Raw genomic sequence first — 14288 nt, 5'->3', positions numbered from 1 at the left:
CTGCGCAACCGAACGCAGGCTACGCCAGCTGCTACGGCTCATTAACCAGTCCTCAATGCCCGGACGAGTCCTTGTGGTTGTCCAGGGTTTCCAGCAGGGCGACCTGCATCCGCGTGTGCACGCGGATGAACCAGCGCCAGAGCAGGGCCGCCACCGCGGCGGTCACGACGGCAATCAGCACCAGCAACTTGTTGGTCGGCAAGATACTGGCCGACAAGGCTGCCAGCAGCAGGAAAATCACCAGCAGCGAGAGTATCGGGATCACTTCGGCGATCACCCGACGCACTCGCTGCGTGTGGCGGCCCGCCATCTCCGGTTTCACGCCCATTTCCGCCAGCAACATCGAGAGCGCCTTCAGCTTGCGATAGGCGGCAATCAGGAATGTCAGCGACAGCAACAACGCCCCGCCCCAGATCAACGCCTTCTGCCAGCTCGGATCATTGATCCAGGCATGCAGATAGCTGGAAATCCGCTCGGCAAAAAAACTGCCCGAGAAGAAGATTGCCATCACCAGCGCCAGATTGACCCCGACCTGCAACAAAATCCGCCGAATCATCGACGCCAGCTGCGCACCCTCGCCCTGCGGTTGAATGCTGCGCAGCCACTCCCCATACATCCCCAACACGCGGCCCAAACGTTGCGGGATAACTGCAGCCAACTTCAACGAAAGCGGATCGGCGGCACGGATCAGGTACGGCGTCAGTAAGGTGGTGATGGCCGAAACAGCGACCGCCACCGGATAAAGGAAATCGCTGGTGACCTGCAAGGTCATGCCCAGCGCCGCGATGATGAAAGAGAACTCGCCAATCTGCGACAGGCCCATGCCGACTCGCAGCGAGGTGCGTCCGTCATTGCCGGCGATAAACGCCCCAAGGCCGCAAGAGAGCATCTTGCCGAGCACCACTGCGACGGTGATTACCGCAATGGGCCAGGCGTACTGAAGAAGAATCTGCGGATCGATCATCAGACCGATCGCAACGAAAAAGATGGCGCTAAACATGTCGCGAACCGGCTCGATCAGGCGTTCAATTTTCACCAGTTGCCGAGACTCGGCCATGATCGCGCCAATCAGAAATGCCCCGAGCACCATGCTGTATTCAAGCTTGACCACCAGCAAGCAAAAGCCAAAACACAGGCCAAGCACGGTGATCAGCAGCATTTCATTGCTGTCGAACTTCGCCACATAAGCCAGCAAGCGCGGCACCAGCAGGATACCGATCACCAGCGCGACGATCATGAACAAAGAGAGTTTGCCGACCGTGGAAAACACCTCGCCGGAGCTCACGGTGCCGCTGACGGCGATACTCGAGAGCAAGGCAATAATGCCGATGCCGAGGATGTCTTCGACGATCAGCACACCAAAGATCAGCTGGGCAAAGCGCTGGTTCTTCATCTTCAGGTCGTTGAGGGCCTTGACGATGATGGTGGTCGAGGAAATCGCCAGGATCGCGCCAAGAAACAGCGAGTCCATGGTGCTCCAGTCAAACCAGCGGCCGATTTCGTAGCCGATCCAGATCATCAGCACGATTTCCAGGAACGCCGCGATAAACGCCGTGGCACCGACCTTGAACAGCTTGCGCAGGCTGAACTCCAGGCCCAGGCAGAACATCAGGAAAATCACCCCGAGTTCGGCGAGGGTCTTGATGGTTTGCTCGTCGTGGATCAACCCGAATGGCGGGGTGTGCGGGCCGATGATGAAACCGGCCACGATATAGCCCAGGACAACCGGCTGTTTGAGCCGATGAAAAACAATGGTCACCACACCCGCAACCAGCATGATCACTGCCAGGTCCTGAATAAAACTGATGGCATGCATGGCGAGGGCTCCTTGGCGCGTGGGTGTGCTGACGTCGTTGGGCGATTACCAGATCGGATGAAAGGGCCCTTGAGGTGGGCTTTTGAAGGGTAACACCGCGACTTCGGGCGCAAAGGCGGTGCAATATATAGAAACAGATCGATTCGGGCGTGACGGCCTTCATTGGCGTGGCGTCCCGTTAACGGTGGTTTTGAAAAACCAGCCAGGCACCCACAGAGGTGCTCCCGCAATCCCAGCCTTGAACCGTGAGTAGTGTGCTATGGAACCCGGAAACGCCCAGCTGTCGATGACGGTATTGATGACCCCCGACATGGCCAACTTCTCTGGCAATGTCCACGGCGGCACCCTGCTCAAATACCTCGACGAAGTCGCCTACGCCTGCGCCAGCCGTTATGCCGGGCGCTACGTGGTAACCCTGTCGGTGGATCAGGTGATCTTTCGCGAGCCGATCCATGTCGGTGAGCTGGTGACCTTTCTGGCTTCGGTCAACTACACCGGCAATACCTCGATGGAGGTCGGCATCAAGGTGGTGACCGAGAACATCCGCGAGCGCTCGGTGCGTCACACCAATAGCTGCTTCTTCACCATGGTTGCGGTCGACGATCAGCGTAAGCCGGCGGCTGTCCCGCCGTTGCAACCGCAGAACAGCGAAGATAAACGCCGATACGCCCAAGCCAAACAGCGTCGGCAGATTCGTCAGGAACTGGATCAGCGTTATCGCGAAATCAAGGCTGACGCCTGACACCGCGCCGATCGCAGCCTCTGTAGAAACTACCGCAGGCTGCGATCTTTTCCGCCGTGACGCCGTTACAAACTGATCGCCGTCGCCTCGAACTTCACCCGAGGATGGGCAATGCGGTCCTGGGCCCGCACCAGTTCCAGCTCGTAGCTCGCGCTGGCCTGGGTTTCCAGCAGCACTTCATGCACTGCGGACGCCGCAAACTCAAAGGCCGCGACCAGGCTGTCACCCAACAACACCCGCGCCAGGAACAGGCCCGACGTCAGGTCGCCCACGCCCACCGGCTGACGTGGAAACGCCAGCAATGGACGACGCAGATGCCAACTGCCTTCGGCCGTCACCAGCAACATCTCGAAGCTCTCCGGCAACTTGCCGGGATAGTCCAGATGCTTGACCAGCACCGCCTTCGGGCCACGCGCCAGCAGCGCGCGAGCCATCGCCAGGCAATCGAACAATGACTGCGGCTTGCGACCGGAGAAACTGTCCAGCTCCAACTGATTCGGGCACATGAAGTCCGCCACCGCCGCCGCTTCAACCAGCAGGAAGTCGCTGACTTCAGCCGGTACGATGCAACCTTTCTCCGCATGCCCCATCACCGGGTCGCACAGGTACAAGGCGCTGGGGTTGATCGCCTTGATTCGTGCAACGCCGCTAAGGATCGCCCGTCCTTGAGCGGCACTGCCCAGATAACCGGACAGCACGGCGTCGCAGTTGCCCAGCTCGCCAATCGCCGCAATCCCTTCCACCAGATCGGGAATCTGCTGCGGCGCCAGCACTTCACCGGCCCACTGGCCGTATTGAGTGTGGTTGGAAAACTGCACGGTATTCAGCGGCCAGACGTTCACCCCGACCCGCTGCATCGGGAAAACCGCGGCGCTGTTGCCGGCGTGACCGAAAACCACGTGGGACTGGATGGCGAGCAGATGAGGAGTACGTTTCATGCGGGATATCCGTAAACCGATTGAAATTCGAGCCGCGCAGTATGCGACTAAACGGAGCCTGTACGACAGACCAGAGACACAGTTAAGCTGATACTAATTCGTTGGAGCGCTGTTCATGCTGACCCTTGGAAATATCTTCGTGCTGATGCTGCTGGCGACCGGTGCCGCCTGGCTGTGGCACAACCATGGCTTGCGCGAGCGGGCCCTGGAACGGGTCAAGCGGCATTGCGCCAAGCTCGACATCGAATTGCTCGACGGCAATGTGGCGTTGAAAAAAATCGGCTTCGTGAAGGACGCCAACGGGCGGCGACGCCTGGCCCGCGTGTATAACTTTGAGTTCACCGTGACCGGCGAAACGCGTCACATGGGCACCATTACCCAATTCGGTGCCCATAGCGCGCAGATCGAATTGGCACCCTACCCGGTCCCGTTCGAGGAAAAACCTGTGCTGCCCAGCGCCGAGGTGATCGAGCTGAGTCAATGGCGCCAGGACCACAACAAGTTGCGCCACTGAGCCCTGAACCGCGTTAAGTCAGGTTCACCCGGCAACTCGCAAGCTTCCCCTGTAGTGATTCGGCATCCTGCGGCTTATCGAAAATCAGCTCGATGCGCGAGTCCTGACGCCATTCACTGGGTTGCCAGCGCAGCGCGGCGTTATCCAGCGAATTGGCCGACACCCAACCCTCGGCGCTGTGGATAACCAGCTTGGCCCGGCGCCAGTCCAACGCCGCCAGGCAAGCCTGGATCCGGGAAAGTTCGAACGACTGACTCGGGTGCCAACGCCAACCAATGCTCCAGCCACCTTCCTGCTGCTGGCTCAGGCTAATCGGCTGCGTCGGATCAGGCCAGACTGCCGGCATCTGCGCCAGACCTTTAGGCACTTTGAAGTTATCCACACCCTCGACCGCTCGACTGTGCACGCCCGGCAAGTCAGCCAATGCCAGAGCGCCCTGCTGCGTCCAATACAGCGGGCATTCCGGTAACTGCGCGGTGATGCGCTGGCGATCTTCATCGTTCAGGTGCTCGGCCTTGTTCAACAGCAACAGACCCGCGCTCGCTAGCGCTTGCTGCTGCGCCTCTGGCAGTGGTTTTCCGGCAGCCAGAGCTTGAGCGTCGAGCACCAGAACGCTCGGTTGAATCGCCAGTACGCCCTGCCACGGCGCTTCACTTAATTGCTTGAGCAATTGCGCCGGATGTCCCAGCCCCGAGGGTTCGATAAACAAGCGGTCCGGCCGTGATTTGCGCAGCAACCGCCCGAGGCCAATCTGAAACGGCGCACCATTCACGCAACACAAACAGCCGCCAGCCACTTCTCCCAGTGCGATACCATCGGCGCCCGTGGTCAGCAGCGCGGCGTCGAGACCGATCTGACCAAACTCGTTGATCAGCACCGCCCAGCGTTCGCTCGCCGGCCGCTGTGTCAGCAGATACTTGATCAGACTGGTCTTGCCGGCGCCTAACGGTCCGGCGATGACGTGAGTAGGAATGTTCTGCAACATGTTCGATGGTTTCTTGGGAGGAAAAGGATGCGACTGATTGGCTTGTCGTTACTGCTGGCCTTCGCTTCGAGCGAGGCGTTGGCCCAGGCCTGCGTGGTTCACAGCCAGGCGGAGCGGCTCGACGTCAAAGTCTGTCAGCAGAACCGCAATATCCCGGAAAAAATGTTCCATGACGGTTTCTGTCAACCAAACCTCGCGGGGCAGAAGATCGACGTCGCATTCCTCGACCAATGCCCCAGCGGTGCCTTCGGTGTGTGCAGCAACGCTCAAGTTGCCAATATGCCTTACCGACAGGATATTCACTATTACGGCGTAGCCACAGACGCCGCGTACCTCAAGCCGTATTGCGAAAGCCAAAGCCAGGGCGCTTGGCTCACGCCTTGAATCAACCGAGCCAGTCGAGAGTCAGGATCAGCCGACGCTCACCCGGCGCGGGTTGCGGCGAACGATGAATCAGCCCGAAACCCTCGTTGCCGTGCCACTTCTCGCCCTTGAGCAACGCCACTTCACCACAGAGCATTTGCTCACAGTCTTGCGGCTCAGCCTCGGCGCTGGCCAGACGCTTACGCTCCATGGCGCCCTCCTTGAGCCACTGACTGCCGATGCCGGCGTAGGTGGTAATCAGCCGCACCGGCACATGATCGACATGAAAACGCGGGCACATGGCGTTATCCAGCACCCGCAAACGCAAGCCGATACGCGTCGCGCCCAGCAAGCAGGCAAACGCGCTGACCAACCATGAAACATCGGCGATAAACCCTTCGTGGCCCTCCAGGTCACTGTAGCTTTCGGCCAGGCCACGCAGATTGGGTTCAGCGTCGTCAGTCGCCAATTCCACCACCAACGACTCGGCCAGCGGCTCGTTCAGCGATAACAGCAATGCGCCGAAGTCAGCGATATGTGCCGGCAAACGACGCTGCCAGAGCGCCAGGTTGGTGCCGTCTTGAAATATCTGCGTGAAGACGTCTGGGGTTTGCCCCTGTACCTGACGAACCACCGGGCGCGCTTTCAGACTCGGCGCCAACATCAGGCCGCCTCCTCTTCGAGCCATGGACCAAACGGGTCTGCCATCAGGCGCCAGCCTTCGACACCGAGGGACATTTCGTCATCGTTGAGCAGGCAGTTATCGAGGTGCGCGGTGAGTTGGGCAAAGTCGATATTCTGGCCGATGAACACCAGTTCCTGACGGCAATCACCGGTGGCTGGGGTCCAGTTTTCCATGATCGCGGCGGTACTTTCCTGATCCTGTGGCCACTGTGCTTTCGGCACAAAGCGCCACCAGCGACCGGCAAATCCATGACGCATCAAACCACCGGCCTGCGACCAGCTACCGGCGTCCTGATGCTTGCTGGCCAACCAGAAAAAGCCCTTGGAGCGCAGCAGTTTTCCGTTCACCCACGGCTGATCGATGAAGCTGAAAAAGCGCTGCGGATGAAACGGTCGACGCGCCCGATAAGCCATGGAAGCGATGCCGTACTCAGTGGTTTCCGGCACATGCTCACCGCGCAATTCCTGCAGCCAGCCCGGTGCCTGAGAGGCTTTTTCAAAGTCGAAGCGGCCGGTGTTGAGGATCTGTTTCAACGGTACTTCACCCATGACCATCGGGATAATGTGCGCCTGGGCGTTGAGCCGCTTGAGGATTGCGATCAACTCTTCGCGCTCGGCGCTGCTGATCAGATCGATCTTGCTGATTAGCAGCACGTCGGCGAATTCGATCTGCTCGATCAGTAAATCCGTGATCGAACGCTCATCTTCCTCGCCAAGGGTTTCACCCCGTGATGCGAGGCTTTCGGCGGCCTGGTAATCAAGCAGAAAGTTCATCCCGTCGACCACCGTGACCATGGTGTCGAGCCGCGCGATGTCGGCCAGGCTTTTGCCTTCTTCGTCGCGAAAGGTGAATGTTTCCGCCACGGGAAGAGGTTCGGAAATACCGGTGGACTCGATCAGCAGGTAATCAAAGCGACCGTCCCTGGCCAGCTTGCTGACCTCTTCCAGCAGGTCTTCGCGCAAGGTGCAGCAGATACAGCCGTTGCTCATTTCGACGAGTTTTTCTTCGGCGCGGTTCAAGGTGACATCCCGCTGAACTTCGCTGCCGTCGATGTTGATTTCGCTCATGTCATTGACGATCACCGCGACCCGAAGATTCTCGCGGTTGCGCAGTACGTAGTTGAGCAGCGTGCTTTTGCCGGCGCCGAGAAAGCCGGACAGCACGGTAACGGGGAGACGATTGGGCATCAGGTGTTCCTCATCGGGAGTGGCCGGTCGGGCGATTTTTTTAATGTTATAGTATAACAACATAAAGACGCCAATCCCCTCTTGCTCCCTGCGACGAAGGACGCAATGCTTGAGCCCGTTCGCACCACGAGAAAACCCATGCACAACGCCTTGAAATGCACACTGTTGAGCCTTTCGCTGTTGGTCGCGGCAAACGCCTGCGCGCAGGCATCGAGCCAGGCGAAGTGCACGCGCAGCGCCAATCTGCTGGCCTGCGTAGACCCGGACGGCAACTCTTACAGCGTCGCTACGGCGGGCAGCACGACCTACATGCGCGGGTTTGAAGTGAGCGGTAAACGCTATTGGGCGCAGACCAGCAGCCGTTATGGCCAACTGACGTTCTTCACCGGCTTGGCGTCGGATGGCGAAGCCTGGGTCGGTTACAGCCGCCGCGTTGGCTGGACCACCCTCAATCGGTTTTCCAGCTCCGGCGGTTCCAGCGGCAAGTTCACCTGTAGCCGACTGACCGGTTGCTAGACCTGCGATTTTTGCTGCGACTGCTGCCAGGCCATGTAGCTGTTCATCGGTGGATTCTTCTGAAAATAGCGCTGCAAGCCTTCAAAAAGGCCATCGGCTACCGCCTTTTGATGCCGCGCCGTCACCAGCCTCTGGCTGTCGCGGGCGTTGGAAATGAAGCCGGTCTCGACCAGGATCGATGGCACATCCGGTGACTTCAGCACCGCAAATCCGGCCTGTTCCACACGTTTCTGATGCAACGTGGTAATGCCTGCCAAGCTGCCAAGTACCGTGCTGCCAAGCTGCAAACTGGCGGCGATGGTGGCGTTCATCGACATGTCGAGTATCACCCCGGCGAGCATCGGATCCTTGTCCTTCAAGTTGAGCAGACTGCTCGCCCCCAGCAAGTCCGCGCCGTTTTCCCGTTGCGCCATGAAACGCGCCGTGGCCGAGGTCGCGCCACCTTCGGACAATGCATAAACCGAAGCGCCAGAAGCCGTGAGCCGTGGCGCCGCGTCGGCGTGCACCGAGATGAACATGTCGGCCTTGTGCGTACGGGCGATCTCCACGCGCTTGCGTAGCGGCACGAAGAAGTCGTCGTTGCGCACCAATTTCACATCAAAACCTTTTTCGCGCTTCAAGCGCTTGGCCAGCAATTGTGCGATGGACAGCACCACGTCCTTCTCGCGCTCGCCTTTGGCGCCAATTGCGCCGGGGTCCTTGCCGCCATGGCCAGGGTCGACCACGACGATGATGTCGCGCTTGGGGTGAGCCTTGTCAGCCGGTGTTTCTCGCTGGACCAAAGGTGCCGCCGCAGCGATCTGCACGGGCGCGGCGTTAAGCAGGTCGAGCACCAGACGATGGCCCTGCCCGTCCTGTGGCGGCAGTTGAAAACTATTGAGCCGCACCGGACCGGTAAGGTCGAGCACGATCCGCGTATCGCCTTGTCCGAAGTGCCCGGAACGGATCGAACGAATCACCGTGTTGGTGAGCGCCAATTGGCTGAAGTCACCGCTGAGCTGCGCACCGCTCAAGTCGATGATCAGTCGCTCGGGCGCGCTCAACGAGAAGGTTTTGTACTGCACCGGTCCGCTCAGATCGAGTACCAGGCGAAGCTTGTCATCCGAACGCCAGAGCCGTGCATTGCGGATCTGCGTGGCCGACACGCCGAAGGGTAAAACCAGCGCAGCGCTGGCCAACAACAGGTTGAGCAATTGTCGCCTGTGCATAGTGAAAGACCGCTCGAGAAAAAGGTATCGTCGACTGTATTGTTATAATATAACATGGCAAAATATTTCCAACGATGGACCTGCTCATGAATGCGCTGACTTTGCCGGATATCGCCGCGCAGGCCTCACGCCAAGCCTTGCCACTCGAATGGGTGGGCATGTGCGGCATTGCTCTTCCTGTTGTGTTCGACGGTCAGCGATTAAGCGCAAGAGCCGACGCGGGCGTCAGTCTCGATGATGGCGAAGCGCGTGGCATTCATATGTCGCGGCTGTATCTGGCGCTGGAGATGCTGGAGCAAGAAAGCCTCACCCCGGCGTTATTGCGGCAAGTTCTGCAACGTTTCCTCGACAGCCACGAGGGTTTATCCAATGCCGCTTACCTGCGCATTCACGCTGATTTACTGCTCAAACGCCCAGCCCTGATCAGCCCTTTGGCCGGCTGGAAAAGCTATCCGATCAGCATCGAAGCGCGCTTGGAAAACACAGTGTTCCACGTGGAACTTAAAATTGAAGTTCTTTATTCGTCCACATGCCCCTGTTCAGCCGCACTGTCGAGACAACTTATTCAGCAGCAATTCATCGATGACTTTGCCAACAAACCGTTGCAGCACGCCGACGTTTTGACTTGGCTCGGATCATCAAAAGGCATCGTCGCGACGCCCCACAGCCAACGCAGCAGTGCGCAATTGCGGCTACGACTGGATGACTATCTGGACGATCTGCCCTTGATCGCGGCGATCAATGATGCGGAAGCCGCGCTCGGCACCGCCGTTCAAACCGCAGTAAAGCGTGCCGACGAACAAGCCTTCGCTCTCGCGAATGGCCAGAACCTGATGTTCTGCGAAGACGCTGCACGACGTTTGAATCTGGCGTTGAAACGCTCTCCCGGCATCAAGGCATTTCAGTTGCGCGTGGTTCACGCTGAAAGTCTGCACGCCCACGATGCAGTCGCTGAAAGTCGTTGGAACTGGGAGGCCGCATGATTCGCTGCCAAAGGCTCCGCTGGGGTGCGCCCGGTCAACCGCTCACTCCCGCCCTCGATTTCAATTTGCCCCGCGGCAGCCTGACCGCAATCATTGGTGCCAACGGCTCGGGCAAAAGCAGCTTGCTGAAAGTCATCGCCGGTCTGCAAAAGCCGCTAGCAGGTAAAGTCGTCCTCGATGTTTCACCACGAGGTGGCTTGTCCTTTTTGCCACAACAACAGCACCTCGACCGACAGTTCCCCATCAGCCTGCAAGAGTTGGTGAGTGCCGGATTCTGGGGCAACAAACAAACTCCGGACGTTCGCCGCCAACGCCTCGACAGCGTGCTGAACGACTGGTGTCTGAACGGTTTGGAACAACGCCCGTTGATGGCGCTGTCGGGCGGCGAATTGCAACGCGCCCTGCTCGCTCGTCTGAGCCTCGCCGAAGCGCCACTGTTGCTGCTCGACGAACCTCACGCCGCACTGGACGAACTCGGCCAGGCGCTGCTGTGGAAACACATCCACAGCTGGCACAACGAGGGCCGAACGCTGGTCGTGGTGTGTCATGACCTGGCTGCGGTTCGCCAACACATTCCTCAAGCATTGCTGATCAAAAGCTCGGGCTGTGTCCTGGCGCCGAGCCGTGAACTGATCCTCCAGCAACCACATACGCAGGTGGCGTAATGCTCGTCGCTGCGCAACTTTGGCAACCGTTCCACGAATTCGTGTTCATGCGCCGAGCTCTAATCGGCGGTCTGGTATTGGCTTGCAGCACCGCACCGCTTGGGGTGTTTCTGATCCTGAGGCGCATGAGCCTGATCGGCGACGCCGTGGCTCACGGCATCTTGCCTGGCGCCGCATTAGGGTTTTGGTTCGCCGGTTTGAGCTTGCCAGCACTGACCATCGGTGGCCTCGGCGCGGGGCTGAGCATGGCCGGATTGGCAGCGTGGATCACTCGCCGCACTGGCCTTCGGGAGGACGCCAGCCTGGCGGCGATCTACCCCATCTCGCTGGCCAGTGGCGTGCTGATTCTGGGGATAGCCGGCAAACGCCTCGACTTGCTCCACCTGTTGTTCGGCTCGGCATTGGCTGTCGATGGCCCAACATTAACCGGCATGCTCTGGGTCTCGGGGATCAGCCTGATCGCCATGGCGCTGATCTATCGGCCACTGCTGCTGGACACCCTCGACCCACTGTTTCTGCAAACCGTCAGCCGTCTTGGCCCTTTGGCACACGGCGTGTTTTTGACCCTGGTGGTGCTGAATCTGGTGATCGGTTTCCAGGCCATCGGCGCACTGATGGTGGTCGGTTTGATGATGTTGCCGGCCGCTGCTTCACGCTTCTGGAGCCGTCACTTGCCAATGTTGATGGCCATCGCCGGGCTGCTCGGCTGTCTCTCGGTATGGTTCGGTCTGTTGCTGTCGTTCTACTACTCGCTGCCCAGCGGCCCGGCCATCGTGCTGGTAGCCGGCGCGTTGTACCTGCTATCCGTGGTGTTCGGTCCGGTGCACGGACTGCTGCGGCGCCCGCCTTTGCTCACGTCCCAATGAGGTGTTTCCCGATGCGCGCTCTACTCGTGCTATTCAGTGTGTGGTTGTCGATGTCGCTTTCAACGGCATCGGCAGCCGAAAAGCTCCCGGTGGTCACCAGCTTCAGCATCCTTGCCGACATGGTTCATCAGGTCGGCGGCGAACACATCCAGATCACCAACATGGTCGGCCCGGACGCTGACGCTCATACCTACGAGCCCACTCCGGACGACGCCAAGGCCCTGCTCAAAGCCAAGCTGATCTTCAAGAACGGCCTCGGTTTCGAGCCGTGGCTGGACCGCATGGTTGCCAGCACTGCCACCAAAACCCCAGTAATCACCGCTAGCCGCGGGGTGATTCCAAGGACCATGAACGAGAACGGCGAGACCCTCCCCGACCCGCATGCCTGGCACAATCTGGCGAATACCGAACTCTATGTGAACAACATCACCAAGGCGCTGATCGCCGCAGACCCGGCGAACAAATCCGACTACGAACACAACAGCCAGACCTACCTGAAACAGATCTACCGTCTGCTGGCCGAAGCCAAAGCCAAGCTCGGCGCATTGCCTCCGGGCAACCGCAAGATCGTTACGTCTCATGACGCCTTCGGCTATCTGGGTCAAGCGTACGGCATCGACTTCATGGCACCTCAAGGCCTGTCCACCGAACGCGAACCGTCTGCCGCCGAAGTGGCCGCATTGATCACCCAGATCCGTCAGGCCAAGGTCAAAGCGGTGTTCATGGAAAACATCAAGGACGCCCGCCTGCTCAAGCAAATCGCCGATGAAAGCGGCGCGCACATTGGCGGCACCCTGTACTCGGATGCACTCGCCGCCGAAGGTCCGGCCAGCACCTTTTCCGGGCTGTTCGAATACAACCTCAACACGCTTTACAACGCCTTGAGCACGCCATGATCCGCAAGAACCCGTCCGGTGATTTACCGCGGATTGCCGAGTCCGCCTACGTCGATAAAACCGCGATCATCTGCGGCAAGGTAGTGATTGGCGAGAACGTCTTCGTCGGTCCTTATGCGGTGATCCGTGCTGATGAAGTCGATGACTCGGGCGAGATGAAACCGATCACCATCGGCGCCAACTCGAACATTCAGGATGGTGTGGTGATCCACTCCAAATCCGGTGCAGCGGTGACCATCGGCGAGTTCAGTTCCATCGCTCACCGCTCCATCGTCCATGGCCCGTGCACCGTCGGGAACCGGGTGTTCATCGGTTTCAACAGCGTGCTGTTCAACTGTGCGGTCGGCGACGGCTGCGTGGTGCGGCACAACTCGGTGGTCGACGGGCGAGACTTGCCGGCCGACTTCTATGTGCCGTCCACCACACGCATCGGCCCCAAAACCGACTTGTCGCAGTTTCCGCCGGTCAGCATCAGCGCCTCAGAGTTTTCTGAGGACGTGGCGCGCACCAACGTCGATCTGGTGCGCGGCTACAAAGCCCTGCAGAACGAGTTTTGAGCATGAGCAGCGTGCTGATTCGCAACGCCCGACTGGTCAATGAAGGCCGCGAGTTCGACGCCGATCTGCTGGTGGATCACGGGCGCATTGTGAAGATCGCCAGCAGCATCGAAGGTGAAAACGCGACGCTGGAAATCGACGCCAATGGCCAATGGTTGCTGCCGGGAATGATCGACGACCAGGTGCACTTTCGTGATCCGGGTGCACCGAACAAAGGCAGCATCCATACCGAATCGCGGGCAGCCGTAGCGGGGGGTATCACCAGTTTCATGGACATGCCCAACACCCGACCGGCAACCCTGACGCTCGATGCACTGGCCGAAAAAAAGCGCCGGGCGGCGATCCACTCGGTGGCCAATTACGGCTTTCACTTCGGCGTCAGCAACGACAACCTCGACACTGTCGCAGCTCTCAACCCCTGCGAGGTCGCCGGGGTCAAAGTCTTCATGGGCGCCTCCACCGGCAACATGCTGGTGGACGACCCGAAAATTCTTGAACGGCTTTTTGCCGAGGTTCCGACGATCCTGCTAGCCCATTGCGAACACACGCCAAGCATTCAGACCAACGAAAACAACCTTGCCGAACTGTTCGGGGAGAACATTCCCGTTGCGGCTCATCCGCTGATTCGCGATGCCGAGGCGTGCTTTCGCTCCTCCTCAATGGCGGTCGATCTGGCCAAACGACACGGCACTCGATTGCATGTTTTGCACCTGACCACTGCTCGCGAACTGGCCTTGTTCGAAGACAAACCGCTGAAGGAAAAACACATCAGCGCCGAAGTCTGCCTGCATCACTTGCTGTTCGATGATCGCGACTATCTGCGCCTGGGTAATCTCATCAAGTGCAACCCGGCGATCAAGACTCAAGCTGACCGCGATGCATTGCGCCAAGCGTTGCTCAGCAGCCGACTGGACATCATCGGCAGCGACCACGCGCCCCACACCTGGGCTGAAAAACAGTTGCCCTACCGACAGGCACCTTCCGGGTTGCCGCTGGTACAACACGCCCTCCCCGCGCTGCTGGAACTGGTGGCCGATCAGTTGATTCCACTGACCACCCTGGTGGCCAAAACCAGCCATCGCGTGGCCGATCTGTTTGCCATACCGGATCGCGGTTACCTGCGTGAAGGTTATTGGGCCGACCTCGTTTTGATCAAACCAGAGCCTGCCGGCAAAGCTGTTTCCCAGCAGCCGATTCTCGCTCAATGCGGCTGGACACCGTTCGCCGGGCAGCACTTTCGACACAGCGTCAGCACGACATTGGTTTCGGGGCAAATTGCCTGGCACGCCGAACGTCTAAATGAAGACTGTCAGGGTTTGCCCTTACGGTTTATGCGTTGAATAGCGTTTTGCATGAGACACCCAGGA

The 14288-nt window shown here is 59.3% G+C and carries 16 protein-coding genes; 10 read left to right on the top strand and 6 right to left on the bottom strand.

Features of this window, described 5'->3' with window-relative positions; translation table 11 throughout:
- Positions 1–52: 52 nt before the first annotated feature.
- Positions 53–1816: a cation:proton antiporter gene (locus AC1RJ3_RS14045; RefSeq protein WP_493079310.1), complete on the bottom strand. Its 1764-nt coding sequence runs from the start codon at positions 1814–1816 to the stop codon at positions 53–55.
- A gap of 259 nt (positions 1817–2075) precedes the next feature.
- Here AC1RJ3_RS14045 and AC1RJ3_RS14040 point away from each other — a divergent pair, with 259 nt between their 5' ends.
- Entirely contained in the window at positions 2076–2558 is a 483-nt protein-coding gene (locus tag AC1RJ3_RS14040) for an acyl-CoA thioesterase (RefSeq protein ID WP_019694342.1), read from the top strand.
- Positions 2559–2623: 65 nt separating this feature from the next.
- Here the strand turns inward: AC1RJ3_RS14040 and pdxY are convergent, their stop codons facing one another.
- Positions 2624–3496 (bottom strand): pyridoxal kinase PdxY, encoded by an 873-nt coding sequence (pdxY, locus tag AC1RJ3_RS14035; protein ID WP_493079309.1) that lies wholly within the window; start codon positions 3494–3496, stop codon positions 2624–2626.
- A gap of 115 nt (positions 3497–3611) precedes the next feature.
- Here pdxY and AC1RJ3_RS14030 point away from each other — a divergent pair, with 115 nt between their 5' ends.
- Positions 3612–4010, top strand: a complete 399-nt coding sequence (locus AC1RJ3_RS14030; RefSeq protein ID WP_493079308.1) for a DUF3301 domain-containing protein — start codon at positions 3612–3614, stop codon at positions 4008–4010.
- Between the two features lie 13 nt (positions 4011–4023).
- Here the strand turns inward: AC1RJ3_RS14030 and AC1RJ3_RS14025 are convergent, their stop codons facing one another.
- Positions 4024–4995, bottom strand: a complete 972-nt coding sequence (locus AC1RJ3_RS14025) for a CobW family GTP-binding protein (protein WP_493079307.1) — start codon at positions 4993–4995, stop codon at positions 4024–4026.
- A gap of 27 nt (positions 4996–5022) precedes the next feature.
- Here AC1RJ3_RS14025 and AC1RJ3_RS14020 point away from each other — a divergent pair, with 27 nt between their 5' ends.
- Positions 5023–5379: an NADH:ubiquinone oxidoreductase gene (locus AC1RJ3_RS14020; RefSeq protein WP_493079306.1), complete on the top strand. Its 357-nt coding sequence runs from the start codon at positions 5023–5025 to the stop codon at positions 5377–5379.
- A gap of 1 nt (position 5380) precedes the next feature.
- Here the strand turns inward: AC1RJ3_RS14020 and AC1RJ3_RS14015 are convergent, their stop codons facing one another.
- Both AC1RJ3_RS14015 and zigA read right to left on the bottom strand, forming a co-directional pair.
- Complete coding sequence (locus AC1RJ3_RS14015) at positions 5381–6022, bottom strand: DUF1826 domain-containing protein (protein ID WP_493079305.1); 642 nt, start codon at positions 6020–6022, stop codon at positions 5381–5383.
- Complete coding sequence (gene zigA, locus AC1RJ3_RS14010; protein ID WP_493079304.1) at positions 6022–7230, bottom strand: zinc metallochaperone GTPase ZigA; 1209 nt, start codon at positions 7228–7230, stop codon at positions 6022–6024. The genes AC1RJ3_RS14015 and zigA overlap by 1 nt, the downstream gene beginning before the upstream one ends.
- Before the next feature lie 138 nt (positions 7231–7368).
- Here zigA and AC1RJ3_RS14005 point away from each other — a divergent pair, with 138 nt between their 5' ends.
- Positions 7369–7746, top strand: a complete 378-nt coding sequence (locus AC1RJ3_RS14005; protein ID WP_103314824.1) for a glutamine synthetase — start codon at positions 7369–7371, stop codon at positions 7744–7746.
- On the opposite strand, the gene AC1RJ3_RS14000 is transcribed toward AC1RJ3_RS14005, so the two are convergent.
- Positions 7743–8954, bottom strand: coding sequence for an N-acetylmuramoyl-L-alanine amidase (locus tag AC1RJ3_RS14000; RefSeq protein WP_054594800.1), 1212 nt, complete (start codon positions 8952–8954; stop codon positions 7743–7745). The genes AC1RJ3_RS14005 and AC1RJ3_RS14000 overlap by 4 nt on opposite strands.
- An 86-nt stretch (positions 8955–9040) precedes the next feature.
- On the opposite strand from AC1RJ3_RS14000, the gene folE2 reads away from it, so the two are divergent.
- From folE2 to AC1RJ3_RS13970, 6 genes are read left to right on the top strand one after another with little or no spacing between them, the layout of a single operon-like run.
- A complete protein-coding gene (folE2, locus tag AC1RJ3_RS13995; RefSeq protein ID WP_347928456.1) occupies positions 9041–9937 on the top strand; it encodes a GTP cyclohydrolase FolE2 in 897 nt (298 codons plus the stop codon).
- Complete coding sequence (locus AC1RJ3_RS13990) at positions 9934–10602, top strand: metal ABC transporter ATP-binding protein (protein ID WP_493079303.1); 669 nt, start codon at positions 9934–9936, stop codon at positions 10600–10602. Before folE2 ends, AC1RJ3_RS13990 begins: the two co-directional genes overlap by 4 nt.
- Positions 10602–11468, top strand: coding sequence for a metal ABC transporter permease (locus tag AC1RJ3_RS13985; protein WP_347928459.1), 867 nt, complete (start codon positions 10602–10604; stop codon positions 11466–11468). The genes AC1RJ3_RS13990 and AC1RJ3_RS13985 overlap by 1 nt, the downstream gene beginning before the upstream one ends.
- Before the next feature lie 11 nt (positions 11469–11479).
- On the top strand, positions 11480–12364 hold the full coding sequence (locus AC1RJ3_RS13980; protein WP_489112024.1) for a metal ABC transporter substrate-binding protein: 885 nt from the start codon (positions 11480–11482) through the stop codon (positions 12362–12364).
- Positions 12361–12921, top strand: coding sequence for a gamma carbonic anhydrase family protein (locus AC1RJ3_RS13975; RefSeq protein ID WP_489112023.1), 561 nt, complete (start codon positions 12361–12363; stop codon positions 12919–12921). Before AC1RJ3_RS13980 ends, AC1RJ3_RS13975 begins: the two co-directional genes overlap by 4 nt.
- A 2-nt stretch (positions 12922–12923) precedes the next feature.
- The gene (locus AC1RJ3_RS13970; protein WP_493079302.1) at positions 12924–14261 is read left to right on the top strand and encodes a dihydroorotase; all 1338 of its coding nucleotides are present in this window, start codon (positions 12924–12926) and stop codon (positions 14259–14261) included.
- The last annotated feature ends 27 nt before the right edge of the window (positions 14262–14288 follow it).

The organism is Pseudomonas sp. GW822-FHT04C11 (genome assembly GCF_058800905.1).
Note: the sequence above shows the minus strand (reverse complement) of the source record. Positions and strands in the feature narration are given on the sequence as shown.

Coding starts and splice junctions, on each gene's coding strand:
- AC1RJ3_RS14045 (WP_493079310.1), bottom strand. CDS start 1,816: ATGCATGCCATCAGTTTTATTCAGGACCTGGCAGTGATCATGCTGGTT.
- AC1RJ3_RS14040 (WP_019694342.1), top strand. CDS start 2,076: ATGGAACCCGGAAACGCCCAGCTGTCGATGACGGTATTGATGACCCCC.
- pdxY (WP_493079309.1), bottom strand. CDS start 3,496: ATGAAACGTACTCCTCATCTGCTCGCCATCCAGTCCCACGTGGTTTTC.
- AC1RJ3_RS14030 (WP_493079308.1), top strand. CDS start 3,612: ATGCTGACCCTTGGAAATATCTTCGTGCTGATGCTGCTGGCGACCGGT.
- AC1RJ3_RS14025 (WP_493079307.1), bottom strand. CDS start 4,995: ATGTTGCAGAACATTCCTACTCACGTCATCGCCGGACCGTTAGGCGCC.
- AC1RJ3_RS14020 (WP_493079306.1), top strand. CDS start 5,023: ATGCGACTGATTGGCTTGTCGTTACTGCTGGCCTTCGCTTCGAGCGAG.
- AC1RJ3_RS14015 (WP_493079305.1), bottom strand. CDS start 6,022: ATGTTGGCGCCGAGTCTGAAAGCGCGCCCGGTGGTTCGTCAGGTACAG.
- zigA (WP_493079304.1), bottom strand. CDS start 7,230: ATGCCCAATCGTCTCCCCGTTACCGTGCTGTCCGGCTTTCTCGGCGCC.
- AC1RJ3_RS14005 (WP_103314824.1), top strand. CDS start 7,369: ATGCACAACGCCTTGAAATGCACACTGTTGAGCCTTTCGCTGTTGGTC.
- AC1RJ3_RS14000 (WP_054594800.1), bottom strand. CDS start 8,954: ATGCACAGGCGACAATTGCTCAACCTGTTGTTGGCCAGCGCTGCGCTG.
- folE2 (WP_347928456.1), top strand. CDS start 9,041: ATGAATGCGCTGACTTTGCCGGATATCGCCGCGCAGGCCTCACGCCAA.
- AC1RJ3_RS13990 (WP_493079303.1), top strand. CDS start 9,934: ATGATTCGCTGCCAAAGGCTCCGCTGGGGTGCGCCCGGTCAACCGCTC.
- AC1RJ3_RS13985 (WP_347928459.1), top strand. CDS start 10,602: ATGCTCGTCGCTGCGCAACTTTGGCAACCGTTCCACGAATTCGTGTTC.
- AC1RJ3_RS13980 (WP_489112024.1), top strand. CDS start 11,480: ATGCGCGCTCTACTCGTGCTATTCAGTGTGTGGTTGTCGATGTCGCTT.
- AC1RJ3_RS13975 (WP_489112023.1), top strand. CDS start 12,361: ATGATCCGCAAGAACCCGTCCGGTGATTTACCGCGGATTGCCGAGTCC.
- AC1RJ3_RS13970 (WP_493079302.1), top strand. CDS start 12,924: ATGAGCAGCGTGCTGATTCGCAACGCCCGACTGGTCAATGAAGGCCGC.